We start from the raw sequence: 17,006 nt of genomic DNA, 5'->3' as shown, positions 1-17,006 counted from the left end.
CGATCCCTTGAAGTAAGTCAGTGGAAAGTAGCTTACTCGTAAGCTACTTTCCGTCAAGCTGCTTACTTGTGCACAACCCATGTCCATGGATACTGGTGCCATGACTTCTGCAACCGCCCCGGGAGCCGGGCCCGCCCGGGACGCCGTCGACGCGATCGTCGATCAGTGGGCGGCGGTGCGGCCCGATCTCGACACGGGCCCGATGGCCGTCTACGGCAGGGTGTACCGGATCGCGCGCGCCATGGGCGATCTGACGGAGAAGGAGTACCGGCGGTACGGGGTCAGCCGCGGCGAGTTCGACGTGATCTCGGCGCTGCGGCGGTCCGGGGAGCCGTACACGCTCTCGCCCCGGGAGCTGTCGGCGACGCTGATGCTGACCACCGGCGGGATGACCGGACGGCTGGACAAGCTGGAGAAGGCGGGGCTGCTCACCCGCAATCCGGACCCGGACGACCGGCGCGGGCTGCGGGTCACCCTCACCGCGGAGGGCCTTGAGGTCATCGACCGCGCGGTCGCCGCCGGACTGGCTCTCCAGCACCGGATGTTCGACTCGGTGCTCACCGAGGAGCAGGGGGAACAGCTCGGAGACCTGCTGCGGCGGCTGATGTCCGCGCACCCGTCATAGGCGGGGGCCCGTCGGGGGACGGGCGGGGCCCGGGATCACCCCGCGGGGGCGAGGGCGGAGTCGAGGGCGGGGGCGGGGTCGCCGGGAGCCCGGGTCACCGTCGGCGCGGGAGTGCCGGGAAAAGGGCGTGACAAGGGCGCTCCAGGGGTGTGCGCACCCGGGAGCGCCCGGTGTCGTCGGAGGCCGGAAGACGGACCGGTGGGCGAGGGGCCCGACCGGTCAGCCCTGCTCCTGCTTCCTGGACTTGTCGAGGACCATCACCAGGCCCGCGATCACCAGGAAGATCGCCAGCGGCGCGGCGACGAAGAGACCGAGGGTCTCGGCCACGGTCAGACCCTGGCCCGGGTCGTCTCCGTCGTCGGGCGTCAGGGCGAGCGCGGGGGACGACAGGAGCAGCATCATCAGCGTCGTACCGGCCGCGACGGTGCCGGCGCGCAAAGCGTTCTTCTTGTCCACGGTGCCAACGTAGCGAACGGCCGATCGGGGCGCGCGCCCGGGGGTGCCGTACGGGCGGGGGCCGGGGCGCGGGCGCGGGTGCGCGGGGCGGCGGTTCAGGGGGCGGCGCGCTCGGCGAAGACCTCCATCAGCGCGTGGAGCCGGGGCGAGGCCGTCAGCTCCTCCAGGGTGAGCGGGCGGCCCTCGGCGTCGGCGAGGGGCAGCCGCCAGTTCGGGTACTGGTCCCAGGTGCCGGGGAGATTCTGCGGGCGGCGGTCCCCCACGGTGTCCGGCAGCCAGACGCCGACCAGCCGGGCGGGAGTGGCGCGCAGGAAGCGGTGGACCGCGCGGACGCTCTCCTCCTCGCCGGGCTCGCCCTCGGGCAGCAGCCCGAGGCTCCGCAGCAGCCGCAGCCACTCGTGGACGTCCGCCCGCTCCGCCGACCGCTCCTGCTCCACGGGCCGGCCGAGCAGCCCGAGACGGTCGCGCAGCTCCACATGGCCGAGCGTCAGCCGGGCGGCGGTGGGGGGCAGATCGTGGGTGGTCGCGGTCGCCAGACAGCCCTCGCGCCAGGCGTGGGGCGGCAGCGGGCGGCCCGCGCCCGCCCAGTCGCGCTCGAACCAGAGGACGGAGGTGCCCAGCACCCCGCGCCGGGCCAGGCTCTCCCGTACGCCCGGCTCGACGGTGCCGAGATCCTCGCCGAGGACGGCGGCGCCGGCCCGGTGGGCCTCCAGGACGAGGACGGCGAGCATCGCCTCGGCGTCGTACCGGACATAGGTCCCGTCGGCGGGCGGGCGGCCCCGAGGGATCCACCAGAGCCGGAAGAGGCCCATGACATGGTCGATCCGGAGCGCGCCCGCGTGGCGGAACCGGCCGCGCAGCAGCTCGCGCAGGGGCGCGTACCCCGAGGCGGCGAGGGCGTCGGGACGCCAGGGCGGCAGCCCCCAGTCCTGGCCGTGGGCGCTGAAGGCGTCGGGGGGCGCGCCGACGGACATGCCGGCGGCGAACGTCCCGCCCCGCGCCCAGGTGTCCGCGCCCTCGGGGTGCACGCCGACGGCGAGGTCGTGGACGACGCCGACGCCCATCCCGGCCTCGCGGGCCGCGCCGGCCGCCTCGGCGAGCTGGCGGTCGGTGAGCCAGACGGCCCAGGAGTGGAAGTCGACGCGGTCCATCAGCTCGTGCCGGGCGCGGGCGGTCGCGGCGGAGCGCGGGTCCCTGAGGGGCTCGGGCCAGGAGCGCCAGCGGGGGCCGTGCACCTCGGCGAGGGCGCACCAGGTGGCGTGGTCCTCCAGCGGGCGGCCCGCCTCGGCGAGGAAGGCGCAGTACGCGGCGCGGCGGCCGGGGGTGAGCGGCACCCGCCGCAGGGTCTCCAGGGCCCGGAGCTTGAGCGCCCGGACGGCGTCCGGGTCGATCAGCTCGCCCTTGTCCAGCACCGAGGCGCGCAGCAGGGCGGCCCGGGAGCGGAGCGCGTCGAGCCGCTCCCGGTCGCGGCCCTCCGAGTGGGCGTATTCGGGGACGGACTCGATCCGCAGATGGACCGGGTCGGGGAAGAGCCGGGACGAGGGGCGGTAGGGGGACGGGTCGGCGATCCCGCCGGGGCTCGCGGGGACGGCCGCGTGGAGCGGATTGACCTGGATGAATCCGGAGCCGAGCGACCGGCCGGACCAGGCGGCCAGCTCGGCCAGGTCGCCGAGGTCGCCCATGCCCCAGGAGCGTTCGGAGAGCAGGGAGTAGAGCTGGACGAGGAAGCCGTGCGCGCGGGCGGGCGGGGCGGGGGCCCGGCCGGGGGCGACGATCAGCAGACTCCGCGCGGTCCGGCCGTCGGGGGCCTCGGCGGTCAGCCGGTGCACTCCGTACGGCGCGTGCGCCGGGTCGTGGCTCTCGGCGCCGTCCTCCAGGACCAGACGGAGGGCCGTGCCGTCGGGGAGACGGGCCAGGGCGGGCGGATCGGGCTCGCCGTCCCATCGGACCACGGCCGGGGGCAGCAGCCGCCGGGCGTCGGACTCGGCCCGGATCAGCGCTTCCTCGACGGCCTCGGGACTGCCGGCGTCCACGCCGAGCGCGGCCAGGACGGCGACGAGGGTGGCCTCGGGGACGGGGACGGCCGCTCCCTCGGCGGGGGTGCGGGCGGCGGCGACACCGTGCAGCGCGGCGAGCCTGGCCAGGCTCATGCGGTCTCCTCAGACTCCTGGGGACTGGGGGTCGCCGGCGAATCCGGCGGCGGTCGGCTCGCTGGTCAGCGGCGCGGTGTCGGCGAGCGGGGGCTCGCTGGTGAGCGGGGCCGCGTCGGGCAGCGGGGGCTCGCTGGTCAGCGGGCCGCTCGCGGTGGGCTCGCCTATGAAGGGGGCGTATCCGCCGGCGGGTCCGGTCGCCCAGGGGGCTCGGGGCGCGCCGCCGCTCCGCGCGGCGCGGGAGGCCGCCTCGCCGGGGCGCCGGGCCGGTTTCCGGGGGCGCTGACGGGGGCTCGCCGTCTGTTCGGCGCCGAGGGCCTGGGTGGTCAGGGCGGAGAGCAGGAGATGGGCGGCGGCGGTCATGGAGACACTCCCAACGACGGTGCGAACGGTGACCGGTCTGTGCGGCGCTTACCCGGCCGGTCCGCCCGCAGACGTATTCGATCAGTCAACGTGTCTCTCGTCACACATCGTTCCCGGCGTGCCGGGCCCCGACCGGCCTTCGGTCGCACACCGCACCGGACGAACTCCCTCCGGGCTCCCGCGCGCCCCCCGCCCGAAGAACGGGGACCGGCGATCGGCGATCGGCTGCGTGCCTGTGGCCGCGTTTGCGTCCGTGCCCGTGTCCGTGCCCGTGCCCGTGCCCGCGCCTGTGTCCCGCCCCGCGCCAGCGCGTTGTCGCGGCGGAGGCGGCCGGGGTCGGGGTCGGGGACGGTCGGAGGCGGGGCGGCCTGCGAGCAAGGGGCGTTCGCGGGCTCCCGCGCGCCCCCGACCAGCCCCGCGACCTCCCACCTCGGCAGGCAAAAGGCGCACATCGGCCACGCACGTTGACACTTTCCTGGCAGGAGTGGTGGGCTCGCAATCAAACAGAGACATGGATGAGACATTCAGGGGACCGAAAGGGGACAAACGTGCGACTGGCACGCAGGAGGCGTACGGCCACCGCTGTCACCGTCGCGGTGATCGGCGGCCTCCTCTCCGGGACACAGGGCGCGGTCGCCGCTCCCTCGGACCCCGTCTCCCCCGCCCGTACCACCGCGGATCCCCAGGCCGACGGGGCCGTTCCCCCGGTCTGGCCCCGGCCGCAGTTCATCCGGGCGGCCGGCCCGGCCGTACCGCTGGGCGCGGACGTCACCCTGCTCGCCGGGCCCGGGGCCGACCCGCGCGCCCTCGAACTGGCCGAGCGGCAGCTGCGCGAGGCCGGGGTGCGCACCGTGCACACCTCGCTGCCGGGGCGCGGCCCGGTCTTCCACATCGGCGGACCGGGCGCGCAGGACGCACTGCGCGCCCTGCGAGCGCCCCAACGCGCCGATCTCTCCTCGGGCGGCTATCGGATCGGGGCCGGCGAGATCGGCGACCGGGGCGCGGTCGCGATCGACGGCGTCGGCGAGAGCGGTCTCTTCCACGGCGTCCAGACGCTGCGTCAGCTGATCACCGGCGCGCCCGGCAAGCGGAGATCCGTCGCCGGAGTCCTCGTACGGGACTGGCCCGGCACCGCCGTCCGGGGCGTCGCGGAGGGGTTCTACGGGGAGCCCTGGAGCCATCAGGAGCGGCTCGCCCAGGTCGACTTCATGGGCCGGACCAAGCAGAACCGCTATCTGTACGCCCCCGGCGACGATCCGTTCCGGCAGGCGCGCTGGCGCGATCCCTATCCCGCCGCCCAGCGGGCGGAGTTCCGCGAGCTGGCCGACCGCGCGCGCCAGAACCATGTCACCCTCGCCTGGGCGGTCGCCCCCGCACAGCAGATGTGCCTCTCCGACGACGCCGACGTACGGGCGCTGACCCGCAAGATCGACGCCATGTGGGCGCTGGGGGTGCGCGCCTTCCAGCTCCAGTTCCAGGACGTCAGCTACAGCGAGTGGCACTGCCGCGCGGACGCCCGCACCTTCGGCTCGGGCCCCCAGGCGGCGGCCCGGGCCCAGGCGCGGGCGGCCGACGCGGTGGCACGGCATCTGGCGGAGCGCCACCCGGAGGCGGAGCCGCTGTCGCTGATGCCGACCGAGTTCTACCAGGAGGGCGCGACCGAGTACCGGCGGGCGCTCGCCGAGACCCTCGACCCCGCGGTCCAGGTCGCCTGGACCGGCGTCGGCGTGGTGCCGCGCACCATCACCGGCCGGGAACTGGCCGAGGCCCGGGACGCGTTCCGCCATCCGCTGGTCACCATGGACAACTACCCGGTCAACGACTACGCGCAGGACCGGCTCTTCCTCGGCCCCTACACGGGCCGTGAACCGGCCGTCGCCGGCGGGTCGGCGGCCCTGCTCGCGCAGGCGATGGAGCAGGCCTCCGCCTCCCGGATCCCGCTGTTCACCGCCGCCGACTACGCCTGGAACCCGCGCGGCTACCGGCCCCAGGAGTCCTGGCAGGCGGCCATATCCGATCTCGCGGGCGACGACGCCGCGACCCGCGCGGCGCTCGGCGCGCTCGCGGGCAACCACTCCTCCTCGATCCTCGACCCCGCCGAGTCGCGCGCTCTGACGCCGCTGCTGGAGGAGTTCTGGCGGCTGCGCGGCACGACGGACCGGGCGGCCCGGGAGCGGGCGGCGAAGGCCCTGCGCGCCGAGTTCACGGTGATGCGCGAGGCCCCCGGCCGGCTCACCCGCACCGCCGACGGGCGGCTGGACGACGAGGTCCGCCCCTGGCTGGACCAGCTGTCCCGCTACGGCCGGGCCGGCGAGCTGGCGGTGGACATGCTCAGCGCCCAGCTCGACGGCGACGGGGAGCGGTCCTGGAGCGCCTTCCTGGAGCTGGAGCGGCTGCGCGAGCAGCTCGGGGCGAGCCGCGCCACGGTCGGCAAGGGCGTGCTGGAGCCGTTCCTGGACCGGGCGGTGAAGGAGTCCTCGGCCTGGACGGGCGCGGACCGGACCGCGCACACGGCGGGCGAGGACACCGTGCGGCTGGAGCGGGCCCGCCCGCTGGGCGCGGTGGTGGCGATGACCGAGCCCGGCGTCGCCGCGCGGCTGGAGGCCCGGGTGCCCGGCGAGGGCTGGCGGCGGCTCGGCGCGCTCTCGCCGAGCGGCTGGACCCAGACGGACGCGCGCGGGCTGCGCGCGGACGCGGTCCGGGTCGTGGCGGAGGGGGGCGGTCCGGTCGCCGTGCGCTCGGTGGTGCCGTGGTTCGCCGACGAGCCCGCCGCCGAACTGGACCTGGAGCGCGAGCGGACGGACGCGGCGATCGGCGGCGGTCCGCAGCGCGCGGAGGTGCGGCTGACGCCGCGTCGGCCCGGGGAGGTGCGCGGCGCGGTCACCGCGAAGGCCCCCGCCGGGATCAAGGTGAAGGCTCCCAAGCGGACGACGGTGCCCCGGGGCGTGCGGACGACGGTGCCGGTGGAGGTCTCCGTACCGAAGGACACCCCCGCCGGGGAGTACCGGGTGCCGCTCTCCTTCGCGGGCCAGGAGGAGACCCTGACCGTGCACGCGTATCCGCGCACCGAGGGCCGCGATCTGCTGGCGGAGCCGGGGATCACGGCCTCCTCGTCCGGCGACGAGACGCCCGACTTCCCGGCGTCCGCGGTCCTCGACGGCGACCCGGCGACCCGCTGGTCGTCCCCGGTCGAGGACACCGCCTGGTGGCAGGCGGAGCTGCCCCGCCCGGTCCGGCTGGGGCAGGTGGTGCTGCGCTGGCAGGACGCGTACGCGGCGAAGTACCGCGTACAGGTCTCGTCGGACGGCCGGGCGTGGCGTACGGCGGCGACGGTGGACGGCGGGCGCGGCGGGCGCGAGGCCGTCCGGATGGACAGCGCCGACGTCCGCTACATCCGGATCCAGGGGGATCGGAGGGCGACCCGTTTCAGCTACTCCCTGTGGTCGGTCGAGGCCTACGCGGTCGCGGACCGCTGACTCTCCGTCCTGCGGCGCGCGGCGCGCACTCCCCGCCCGGGAGCGCGCGCCGCACCGCGCGCCGTCTTCGCGCACCCGGACGCCGTCCGCCTCGCCCGCACGCAGGCGCCCCCGCACCACAGCCCGGCGCGCGCACCCGGCCGGCGCCTCCCGCCGGCGCCTCTCGCCCGTGCCTCCGAGCGGTTTCGCCCGGACGGCGGATCCCCCGAACGGAGTCGGTGCACGGGCCGGAGTCGGTGCGCGAAACGAAGTCGGTGCGCGGAACGGAGTCGGTGCATGGGCCGGAGTCGGTGCTCAGGCCGGGGAGCGCGGCCGGAGGCGGGTCCGGTCCGTCGGGGAGGCGCTGCCGAAGTCCCCGGGCGGGGCCCGCCCATGAAGCCGCGAAGTCCGGGCAGCCCGCGCGGCCCGCGCCGGGAGGCCCCGGCGGAAGCCCCGGTGCCGCGCCGCCCGCCCCCGCCCCCGCCCCGCGCCCCCGCTCCGCGCAATAAAAGAGCCCGGGATCTAGGCCGATATGCCGTCGATCCGGGCCACCGCGTCCTCCGCGCCGTACGGTTGCAGATAGGGCATCCAGCGTGGATCACGGTGTCCGGTGCCGATGATCCGCCAGGCCAGACCGCTGGGCGGCGCGGGCTGATGGCGGAGTCTCCAGCCCAGCTCCAGCAGATGCCGGTCCGCCTTGACGTGATTGCACCGGCGGCAGGCCGCCACCACGTTGTCCCAGACGTGCTGTCCGCCGCGGCTGCGCGGAATGACATGGTCGACGCTGGTCGCGACGCCACCGCAGTACATGCAGCGCCCGCCGTCGCGGGCGAAGAGCGCCTTGCGGGTCAGGGGGACGGGGCCGCGGTAGGGCACCCGGACGAACCGCTTCAGCCGGACGACGCTGGGGGCGGCGACGACACGGGTCGCGCTGTGCATGAAGGCGCCGGACTCCTCGAGACAGAGAGCCTTGTTCTCCAGGACGAGGACGAGCGCGCGGCGGAGCGGTACGACGCCGAGGGGCTCGTACGACGCGTTGAGGACCAGGACGTGCGGCACGGTGGATGCCTCCTTGTACGCCGGCGGCGCGTGGCTCGCGCCGGGACGATCTGCTCTCAGTCTCTCCTCAGGCCAGGTCCGAGCGCCACCACGTAGCCGTAACGGGCTCGAAGTGTTTTCGACCACATCGCCTGTCACAACGCGCGACCCGTCGATTTCATCCCCGGGTGAGACATCTCTCTTGCCCGAACACAACAACGGGGGCGGGCGGGATGCCCCGTTAGTGTGGTTGGCCAGCCGTACGCGATGCCTGGAGGCACTCCTCGTGACCGCGAGCCCCCTGTCCGTCCCGCCGGGCGCCGACGACCCGTCGGCGCCCGCCCCTTCGCCGGAGGGGCCCGTCACCCTCGACGAGGCGGCCCAGCACGCGCAGGACGCCGCGGGCTGGGTGGAGCAGAACTGGTCCACCTGGCTGAACACCAGCCTGCGGATCGTGCTGATCCTGGTGGTCGCGCTGGTGCTGCGCATGCTGGTCCGCCGGGCGCTCACCAAGCTGATAGCGCGGATGAACCGCTCCGCCCAGGCGGTGGAGGGCACGGCCCTCGGCGGTCTGCTGGTCAACGCCGAGCGGCGGCGGCAGCGCTCGGAGGCCATCGGCTCGGTGCTGCGCTCGGTCGCCTCGTTCCTGATCCTGGGCACGGCCGGACTGATGATCCTCGGCGCCTTCAAGATCAACCTGGCGCCCCTGCTGGCCTCCGCCGGTGTGGCCGGCGTCGCGATCGGCTTCGGCGCGCGCAATCTGGTGACCGACTTCCTCTCCGGCGTCTTCATGATCATGGAGGACCAGTACGGGGTCGGCGACTCTGTCGACGCGGGCGTCGCCTCCGGCGAGGTCATCGAGGTCGGCCTGCGGGTGACCAAGCTGCGCGGCGTCGACGGCGAGATCTGGTACGTGCGGAACGGCGAGATCAAGCGGATCGGCAACCTCAGCCAGGGCTGGGCGACGGCCGCGGTCGATGTCACCGTCCACCCCTCGGAGAATCTGGACCGGGTGCGCGAGGTGATCGGCGAGGTCGCCGACGACCTGGCCAAGACGGAGCCGTGGAACGAGCAGCTCTGGGGGCCGGTGGAGCTGCTGGGCCTGACCGAGGTGCTGCTCGACTCGATGACGCTGCGGGTCTCGGCGAAGACCATGCCGGGCAAGGGGCTCGGGGTCGAGCGGGAGCTGCGCTGGCGGATCAAGCACGCCTTCGACGCCGCGGGCATCCGTATCGTCGGCGGGCTGCCGCTCGTCGCCGAGGAGGCCCCGGCCTCGGATCCGGCCGCCTCGGTCGCGCCCCCGTCGGCGCTGGCGAGCCCGACCTCCCCGCAGTCGATGGCCGCGTCCCCGATACCGCCCCCGGCGAATCTGTCGAAGTAGCCGGGGCCGACACGCGTCCCGCGGCGCACGAGACGCGACAAGCACAGCGGCACAGCGGCACAGAAGCGCGGAAGCCCAGAAACGCAGAAGCCCAGTAGCGCAGAAGCACGAGAGCGCACCCCCACAGCGAACGACACGGCGGCGGACGCCCCGGCCTCACCGGCCCGGGACGTCCGCCGCCGCCGTCGTCTTCGTACCCCCGCCCCCGCCCGTACCGCCGACGCCGTACCCCCCGACCGAACGGCTCCGGCGGCGCGCCGCGCGCAGACGGAAAGCGGAGTGCCGGATAACGGATTGGTAGAGCCGCAGGCATGGACCATTGACGGCTGCCCGGCACGCGGCTTAGTTTCCTCCCGACGGGACAGGAAACTTTCCTAACAGTGCAGGTAGGACCATCGGAGCCGGAAGGCAGGTGCACCGTCGTGGCCGGAACCACCCCCACCCCGGGGACCACTCCCGGCACCCCCCGGGTGCTGCGCGCGATGAACGACCGGGCCGCGCTCGATCTGCTGCTGGCGCACGGCCCCCTGTCCCGTACCGCGGTGGGCCGGCTCACCGGCCTCTCCAAGCCCACAGCCTCCCAGCTGCTGGCCCGGCTGGAGACGGCCGGACTGGTCGTCGCCACCGGGACCACCGAGGGCCTGCCGGGCCCCAGCGCCCAGCTGTACGCGGTCAACGCGCGGGCCGGCTTCGCCGCCGGTCTCGACGTCACCACCCAGTCCGTCCGCGCCGCCGTCGCCGATCTCACCGGGGCCACCGTCGGCGAGTTCGAGCTGCCGACCTCGGGGCGGCGCGCCGAGAGCGCCGTCCAGCAGGTCACCCAGGCCCTCGACGGGGCCGCCAAGGCCGCCGGACTCACCCGCGCCGACGTCAACCGGCTGGTCATCGGCACCCCCGGCGCCTTCGACCCCTCGACCGGACGGCTGCGCTACGCCTCGCACCTGCCCGGCTGGCACTCCCCCGCCCTTCTCGACGACCTCGCGGCGGCGCTGCCGATGCCGGTGGAGTACGAGAACGACGTCAATCTCGTGGCCGTCGCCGAACAGCACCTCGGCGCGGCGCGCGGCATGGACAACTTCGTCCTGCTGTGGAACGAGGAGGGCCTCGGCGCCGCGCTGGTGATCGGCGGCCGGCTGCACCGCGGCTCCACCGGCGGCGCGGGCGAGGTCGGCTTCCTCCCGGTCCCCGGCACCCCGCTCGTACGGCAGGTCACCCAGGCCAACAGCGGCGGCTTCCAGGAGCTGGCCGGCGCCCAGGTGCTGCCCCGGCTCGCCCGTGAGTTCGGGGTGGAGGACATCGGCGAGGGGCGCTACACCGAAGTGGCCCCCCGGCTGGTGGCCGCGGCCGCCGAGGCCGACTCGGGGCCGTGCCGGGAGTTCCTCGACCGGTACGCCACCGTGCTGGCCACCGGTCTGGCCTCCATGGTCGCCGTGCTCGACCCCGAGCTGGTCGTCCTCTCCGGCGAGGCGATCGTCGCGGGCGGCGAGCCGCTGCGCGCCCGGGTCCAGACCGAACTGGGCGAGCTGGCCGCCCCCAGACCCCGGCTGGTCCTCGGCTCCGTACGCGAACACCCGGTCCTGCGGGGAGCGCTGGAGAGCGCCCTCGCCGCCACCCGCGACGACGTCTTCGACACCTACCGCTGACCTCCCGACTCTTCCCGACGCCTCCGGCTTCCCCCGACCCGCACCCGAACCCGAACCCGCACGCGAACCGGCACGCGAACCCGAACCCGCACGCGAACCCGCACCAGCAGCTCTTTCCTCAGCACGACAGGCACCCACAGGCACCCCAGGCACCCCCGACCCGTCCTCTCGACCCGCCACAGGGAGACACCGCCATGTCCATACGCACCAGGAAATCCGCCGCAGCGCTCGCCGCCACCGCCGCGATCTCCCTCTTCGCCTCCGCCTGTACGGGGTCGACCGAGAGCGAGGCCACGGACGACCCCAAGGCGGAGACCACCCTGACCCTCTGGCACGGCTGGTCCGCCCCCAGCGAGGTCAAGGCGATGAAGGACAACGTCGACCGCTTCATGGCGGCCCACAAGAACATCAAGGTGAAGATCGTCGGCAATATGACCGACGACAAGATCAACCAGGCGCTCCGCGCGGGCGGCTCCAACGCCCCGGACGTCGTCTCCTCCTTCTCCACCACGAGCGTCGGCAAATTCTGCGCCACGGGCGCGTTCACCGACCTCAATCCCTTCCTGAAGAAGTCGGACATCGACCCGACGAAGGTCTTCCACAAGCCGCTGCTCGACTACACCCAGTTCAACGGGAATCAGTGCTCGCTGCCGCTGCTGAGCGACGCGTACGGCCTCTACTACAACAAGGACGCGTACGAGAAGGCCGGCATCGCCGCCCCGCCGAAGACGTGGAGCGAGTTCGACGAGGTCGCGAAGAAGCTGACGAAGACCAAGGGCGACAGCTACGAGCAGCTCGGCTTCATGCCGAACTACCACGGCTATGAGACGACCATCTCGCACTATGTGCCGCAGTGGTCGCCGACCTACTTCGACGCCGAGGGCAAGTCCAACATCGCCAAGGACCCCGCCTTCCGCAAGATGATGACGTACCAGAAGGAACTCGTCGACAAACTGGGCGGATTCGCCAAGCTGAAGAAGTACCGGAACACCTTCGGCGACGAATGGGGCGCCAAGCACCCCTTCCACACCGGCCAGGTCGCCATGCAGCTCGACGGCGAATGGCGGCTCGGCATGGCCAAGGACGCCGGGGTGAAATTCGAGATCGGCACCGCTCCGCTGCCCGTGCCCGACGACCAGCTCGCCGACTACGGCAAGGGCTATCTCTCCGGCACCATCATGGGCATCGCCTCCACCAGCAAGAAGCAGAACGCCGCGTGGGAGCTGGTGAAGTACATGACCACGGACACCGACGCGGTGGTGGCCTTCTCCAACGGAATCCGCAATGTGCCCTCCACGATCGAGGCGCTGAAGTCCCCGGACCTCAAGCACGCCCCGGAGTTCAAGACCTTCATCGACATCGCGCAGCACCCGAAGTCCAACACCAGCCCGGCCAATGTGGACGGCGGGGCCTATCATCTGACCCTCCAGGACGTGGGTCTGCGCTATGAGTCGGGCAAGCTGAAGGATCTGCGGGCCGGCCTGGAGAAGGCCGCGCGGCAGATCGACACCGACATCGCGAAGCTGAAGTAGCGAACCCGGCCCGATGACCACCAACACCCTGCGTTCGAAGCGCCGCCGGTCGGCGCTTCGAACGGCGGCCTTCCTCTCGCCCTGGCTGATCGGATTCGGCTTCTTCTTCGCCTATCCGCTCCTGTCGACCGTCTATTTCTCCTTCATGAGGTACGACGGTTTCCGTCCGCCGGTCTTCAACGGGCTGGACAACTGGACCTACGTCTTCAGCGACTACCCGATGTTCTGGCCGGCCCTGCGCAACACCCTGTGGCTGGTGCTGGTGATGGTCACCTTCCGGGTGATCTTCGGGCTCGGCATCGGCATGCTGATCACCAAGATCAAGACGGGTGCCGGGGTCTTCCGCACCCTGTTCTACCTGCCCTATCTGGCCCCGCCGGTGGCCGCGACGCTCGCCTTCGTCTTCCTGCTCAACCCGGGCACCGGGCCGGTGAACTCGGGTCTGGAGGCGCTCGGCCTCCCGGCCCCCAGCTGGTTCACCGACCCCGACTGGTCCAAGCCGGCGCTCACCCTGCTGGCGCTCTGGGGCGTCGGCGATCTGATGGTGATCTTCATGGCGTCGCTGCTCGACGTGCCGAAGGAGCAGTACGAGGCGGCCGAGCTGGACGGCGCGTCGGCCTGGCAGCGATTCCGCTTCGTCACCCTGCCCAATATCTCGCCCATCGTGCTGTTCGCCGTGGTCACCGGAGTGATCGCGACCATGCAGTACTACACCCAGCCCCTGGTCGCCGCGAAGGTCGCGTCCGGCAATATGGGCGGCAGCGGACAGCTCTTCGAACCGGGCTATCCGGAGCGGTCCACCCTGACCCTGCCGCAAATCGTCTACAACGCCGGATTCCAGCGATTCGACTACGGCACGGCGGCCGTCGTCGCCCTGGTTCTGTTCGCGCTCGCCATGGTCTTCACCGCACTTCTGATGCGGCGCCGCGGCGGCCTCATTCAGATGGGTGACTGAGCCATGACCCACACGCTCGAATCCAAGCCCGCCGCGCCCGAATCCGGGCCCGCCGCCGCCCCCGCCCTCACCCCCGCCGCGCGCACCGCCCGCCGCAAGGCGGTGCTGCACTGGATCGCGGTGCACTCCCTCGGAGTCGCCGCCGCGCTCTTCTTCGTCCTCCCCTTCGTCTTCGTGGTGCTGACCTCGCTGATGAGCAATCAGCAGACGCTCACCCGCGATCTCATCCCGACGACCTGGGAGTGGAGCAACTACACCAAGGTGCTCGACACCCCCGGATTCCTCACCTGGTGGCGCAACACCCTGCTGTACGCGGGGCTGGGGACCGTGCTGACGGTCCTCTCCTCGATCCCGGTGGCCTACGCCCTCGCCAAATTCCGCTTCCGCGGACAGCGGGTGGCGATGATGCTGGTGATCTCGATGATGATGCTGCCTCCCCAGGTCATCATCATCCCGATGTATCTGTTCTGGGCGAAGCAGCTCGATCTGACCGGCACCCTCTGGCCGCTGATCATTCCGATGGCGTTCGGCGACGCCTTCGCCATCTTCCTGCTGCGGCAATTCCTGCTCACCATCCCCAACGAATACATCGACGCGGCGAAGGTGGACGGCTGCGGCGAAGTGCGCACCCTGCTCAAGGTCGTCCTCCCGATGGCCAAGCCGGGCATCGCGGCCGTGGCGCTGTTCCAGTTCTTCTACGCCTGGAACGACTACTTCGGACCGCAGATCTACGCCTCCGAGAATCCCGCGGCGTGGACGCTCAGCTACGGCCTGGAGTCCTTCAAGGGCGCGCACCACACCGACTGGAACTTGACCATGGCCGCGACCGTTCTGGTCATGGCCCCCGTGATCATCGTCTTCTTCTTCGCCCAAAAGGCGTTCGTCGAGGGTGTCACACTGACCGGAGTGAAGGGCTGATACACGAAATGAAGCTCGCAGTCGTGGGTGGCGGGTCCACCTACACCCCTGAGCTGATCGACGGCTTCGCCAGGCTGAGGGACACGCTCCCGATCAGCGAGCTGGTCCTCATCGACCCGGCGGCCGACCGGCTGGAGCTGATCGGCGGCCTGGCCCGGCGGATCTTCGCCAAGCAGGGCCACAGCGGCACGATCACCACCACCTCCGACGTGGACGCGGGCGTCGCGGACGCCGACGCCGTCCTGCTCCAGCTGCGCGTCGGCGGCCAGGCCGCCAGGCTCCAGGACGAGACCTGGCCGCTGGAGTGCGGCTGCGTCGGCCAGGAGACCACGGGCGCGGGCGGGCTCGCCAAGGCGCTGCGCACCGTGCCGGTCGTCCTCGACATCGCCGAACGGGTCCGCCGTACCAACCCGAACGCCTGGATCATCGACTTCACCAATCCGGTGGGCATCGTGACCCGGGCGCTGCTCCAGGCCGGCCACAAGGCTGTCGGGCTCTGCAATGTGGCCATCGGCTTCCAGCGCCGATTCGCCGCGCTGCTGGACGTGGCCCCCGCCGAGGTCCATCTGAACCATGTCGGGCTGAACCATCTGACCTGGGAGACCGGGGTCCGCGTCGGCGGCCCCGGCGGCGAGGACCGGCTGCCCGCCCTGCTCGCCGAGCACGGGTCCTCGATCGCGGAGAACCTCGGCCTGCCGCTCCCGCTGATCGAACGCCTCGGCGTGGTCCCCTCGTACTATCTGCGCTACTTCTACGCGCACGACGAGGTCGTGCGCGAGCTGCGGACCAAGCCGTCGCGGGCCTCGGAGGTCGCCGAGATGGAGCGGCAGCTGCTGGAGATGTACGGGGACCCTGCGCTGGACACCAAGCCGGAGCTGCTGGCCAAGCGGGGCGGCGCCTTCTACTCGGAGGCGGCCGTGGACCTCGCGGCCTCGCTGCTGGGCGGCGGCGGCAGCCCGTACCAGGTGGTCAACACCCTCAACAACGGCACGCTCCCCTTCCTCCCCGACGACGCCGTCATCGAGGTCCAGGCGACGGTGGACGGCGGCGGCGCGACGCCGCTGCCCGTGGAGAGGCTCGATCCGCTGTACGCGGGGCTGATCGCCCAGGTCACGGCGTACGAGGACCTGGCGCTGGACGCGGCGCTGCGCGGCGGCCGTGACCGGGTCTTCCGGGCGCTGCTGTCGCATCCGCTGATCGGGCAGTACGAGTACGCGGAGGCGCTCACCGACCGGCTCGTCGCGCACAACCGGGAGCACCTGGCGTGGGCGTGACCGCTTCCGTACTCGCCATCGACGCGGGCAACAGCAAGGCCGATGTGGCCGTTGTCGGCCCCGATGGCACGGTCCTCGCGTCCGCGCGGGGCCACCACGGCTTCCAGCCGCCGAAGGTCGGCATCGACCGGGCCGTCGACCTCCTCGCCGACACCGTCGGCGAGGCGCTGGGCCGGGCCCGGGACCGGGGCGCGTCCACCGACGCGATCGAGCATGTGTCGGCCTGTCTCGCCAACGCCGACCTGCCCGTGGAGGAGGCGGAGCTGAGCGCCGCCCTGCACGCCCGGGGCTGGGGCCGCACCACCCGGGTCCGCAACGACACCTTCGCCATCCTGCGCGCGGGCGTCGACGAGCCCCGGGGCGTGGCCGTGGTCTGCGGCGCGGGGATCAACTGCGTGGGCATGCTGCCGGACGGCCGCACCGCCCGCTATCCGGCGATCGGCAAGATCTCCGGGGACTGGGGCGGCGGCCAGGGCATGGCCGAGGAGTCCCTCTGGCACGCGGCCCGCGCGGAGGACGGCCGGGGCGAGCCGACGGCCCTGGCCCGTACTCTTCCCGAGCACTTCGGCCTGGACTCCGTGTACGCGCTCATCGAGGCGCTGCACCGGGGGACCGTCCCGTACTCCCGTACGCACGAGCTGACCCCGGTCCTCTTCGCCACCAGCGCCGCGGGCGATCCGGTCGCCCGCTATCTGGTGCGCCGGCTGGCGCAGGAGATCGTCTCCATGTCCACGGTGGCGCTGGACCGGCTCGGTCTGCTGGACGAGGAGGCCCCGGTGCTGCTCGGCGGCGGGGTCCTCGCGGCCCGGCATCCCGAACTCGACGCGCACATCACCGCCATGACGGCGGCGAAGGCCCCCAAGGCGGTCCTCTCCGTCGTGACCGCCCCGCCCGTCCTCGGCGCGGCCCTGCTCGGCTTCGACCACACCGGGGCCCCGGCCGAGGCCCACGCCCGCCTCCGGGCCCACTACGCGGGCTAGACGCCGCTCGCTGAAGGCCGGGCCCCGCGCACGGCCCTCGCCCGAGGTCCCCGTCCGGCGGGTCCGGGCGGGGGCCTCGTCCGTACCCGTGGACGGGAACCGATCAGGCGCGCGAGGCGTATTCAAGGCGGGGGCCTCACAGCGGACTTGACCGCCGGATCACAAGATCCAGTCAATCAGGCTGTGATTGTCGGTCATCACGGCCATACTGCTGGCCATGGGGACTTTCCCCCCGA

13 protein-coding genes are annotated in these 17,006 nt (G+C 72.9%); 9 read left to right on the top strand and 4 right to left on the bottom strand.

What is annotated here, in order from left to right; genetic code table 11:
• Positions 1 to 100 precede the first annotated feature (100 nt).
• Positions 101 to 625: a MarR family winged helix-turn-helix transcriptional regulator gene (locus tag ACF089_RS09370; protein WP_392024046.1), complete on the top strand. Its 525-nt coding sequence runs from the start codon at positions 101 to 103 to the stop codon at positions 623 to 625.
• Positions 626 to 844: 219 nt separating this feature from the next.
• On the opposite strand, the gene ACF089_RS09365 is transcribed toward ACF089_RS09370, so the two are convergent.
• The 3 genes from ACF089_RS09365 to ACF089_RS09355 all read right to left on the bottom strand — a co-directional run bounded on the left by ACF089_RS09365 (position 845) and on the right by ACF089_RS09355 (position 3,594).
• Positions 845 to 1,081: a hypothetical protein gene (locus ACF089_RS09365; protein WP_392024043.1), complete on the bottom strand. Its 237-nt coding sequence runs from the start codon at positions 1,079 to 1,081 to the stop codon at positions 845 to 847.
• Positions 1,082 to 1,176: 95 nt separating this feature from the next.
• A complete protein-coding gene (malQ, locus tag ACF089_RS09360) occupies positions 1,177 to 3,231 on the bottom strand; it encodes a 4-alpha-glucanotransferase (RefSeq protein ID WP_392024041.1) in 2,055 nt (684 codons plus the stop codon).
• A gap of 9 nt (positions 3,232 to 3,240) precedes the next feature.
• Positions 3,241 to 3,594 (bottom strand): hypothetical protein, encoded by a 354-nt coding sequence (locus tag ACF089_RS09355; RefSeq protein ID WP_392024038.1) that lies wholly within the window; start codon positions 3,592 to 3,594, stop codon positions 3,241 to 3,243.
• A 548-nt stretch (positions 3,595 to 4,142) separates the two neighbouring features.
• Here ACF089_RS09355 and ACF089_RS09350 point away from each other — a divergent pair.
• Positions 4,143 to 7,070 (top strand): beta-N-acetylglucosaminidase domain-containing protein, encoded by a 2,928-nt coding sequence (locus ACF089_RS09350; protein WP_392024035.1) that lies wholly within the window; start codon positions 4,143 to 4,145, stop codon positions 7,068 to 7,070.
• Positions 7,071 to 7,571: 501 nt separating this feature from the next.
• Here ACF089_RS09350 and ACF089_RS09345 read toward each other — a convergent pair.
• On the bottom strand, positions 7,572 to 8,108 hold the full coding sequence (locus ACF089_RS09345; RefSeq protein WP_392024032.1) for an HNH endonuclease: 537 nt from the start codon (positions 8,106 to 8,108) through the stop codon (positions 7,572 to 7,574).
• 265 nt (positions 8,109 to 8,373) lie between these two features.
• Here ACF089_RS09345 and ACF089_RS09340 point away from each other — a divergent pair, with 265 nt between their 5' ends.
• From ACF089_RS09340 to ACF089_RS09310, 7 genes are all read left to right on the top strand, one after another.
• Positions 8,374 to 9,468 (top strand): mechanosensitive ion channel family protein, encoded by a 1,095-nt coding sequence (locus tag ACF089_RS09340; protein WP_392024029.1) that lies wholly within the window; start codon positions 8,374 to 8,376, stop codon positions 9,466 to 9,468.
• 482 nt (positions 9,469 to 9,950) lie between these two features.
• Entirely contained in the window at positions 9,951 to 11,111 is a 1,161-nt protein-coding gene (locus ACF089_RS09335) for an ROK family transcriptional regulator (RefSeq protein ID WP_392024763.1), read from the top strand.
• 194 nt (positions 11,112 to 11,305) lie between these two features.
• The gene (locus ACF089_RS09330) at positions 11,306 to 12,643 is read left to right on the top strand and encodes an ABC transporter substrate-binding protein (RefSeq protein WP_392024026.1); all 1,338 of its coding nucleotides are present in this window, start codon (positions 11,306 to 11,308) and stop codon (positions 12,641 to 12,643) included.
• 13 nt (positions 12,644 to 12,656) lie between these two features.
• Positions 12,657 to 13,598: a carbohydrate ABC transporter permease gene (locus ACF089_RS09325; protein ID WP_392024025.1), complete on the top strand. Its 942-nt coding sequence runs from the start codon at positions 12,657 to 12,659 to the stop codon at positions 13,596 to 13,598.
• Positions 13,599 to 13,601: 3 nt separating this feature from the next.
• Entirely contained in the window at positions 13,602 to 14,516 is a 915-nt protein-coding gene (locus ACF089_RS09320; protein ID WP_392024022.1) for a carbohydrate ABC transporter permease, read from the top strand.
• 8 nt (positions 14,517 to 14,524) lie between these two features.
• Positions 14,525 to 15,790 (top strand): 6-phospho-beta-glucosidase, encoded by a 1,266-nt coding sequence (locus tag ACF089_RS09315; RefSeq protein ID WP_392024020.1) that lies wholly within the window; start codon positions 14,525 to 14,527, stop codon positions 15,788 to 15,790.
• Positions 15,781 to 16,770, top strand: a complete 990-nt coding sequence (locus ACF089_RS09310; protein ID WP_392024017.1) for an N-acetylglucosamine kinase — start codon at positions 15,781 to 15,783, stop codon at positions 16,768 to 16,770. Before ACF089_RS09315 ends, ACF089_RS09310 begins: the two co-directional genes overlap by 10 nt.
• The last annotated feature ends 236 nt before the right edge of the window (positions 16,771 to 17,006 follow it).

This window comes from Streptomyces sp. NPDC014894 (assembly GCF_043080985.1).
GTDB lineage: Bacteria > Actinomycetota > Actinomycetes > Streptomycetales > Streptomycetaceae > Streptomyces.
The sequence above is the reverse complement of the archived record's forward strand: the minus strand, read 5'-3'. Positions and strand labels throughout refer to the sequence as shown.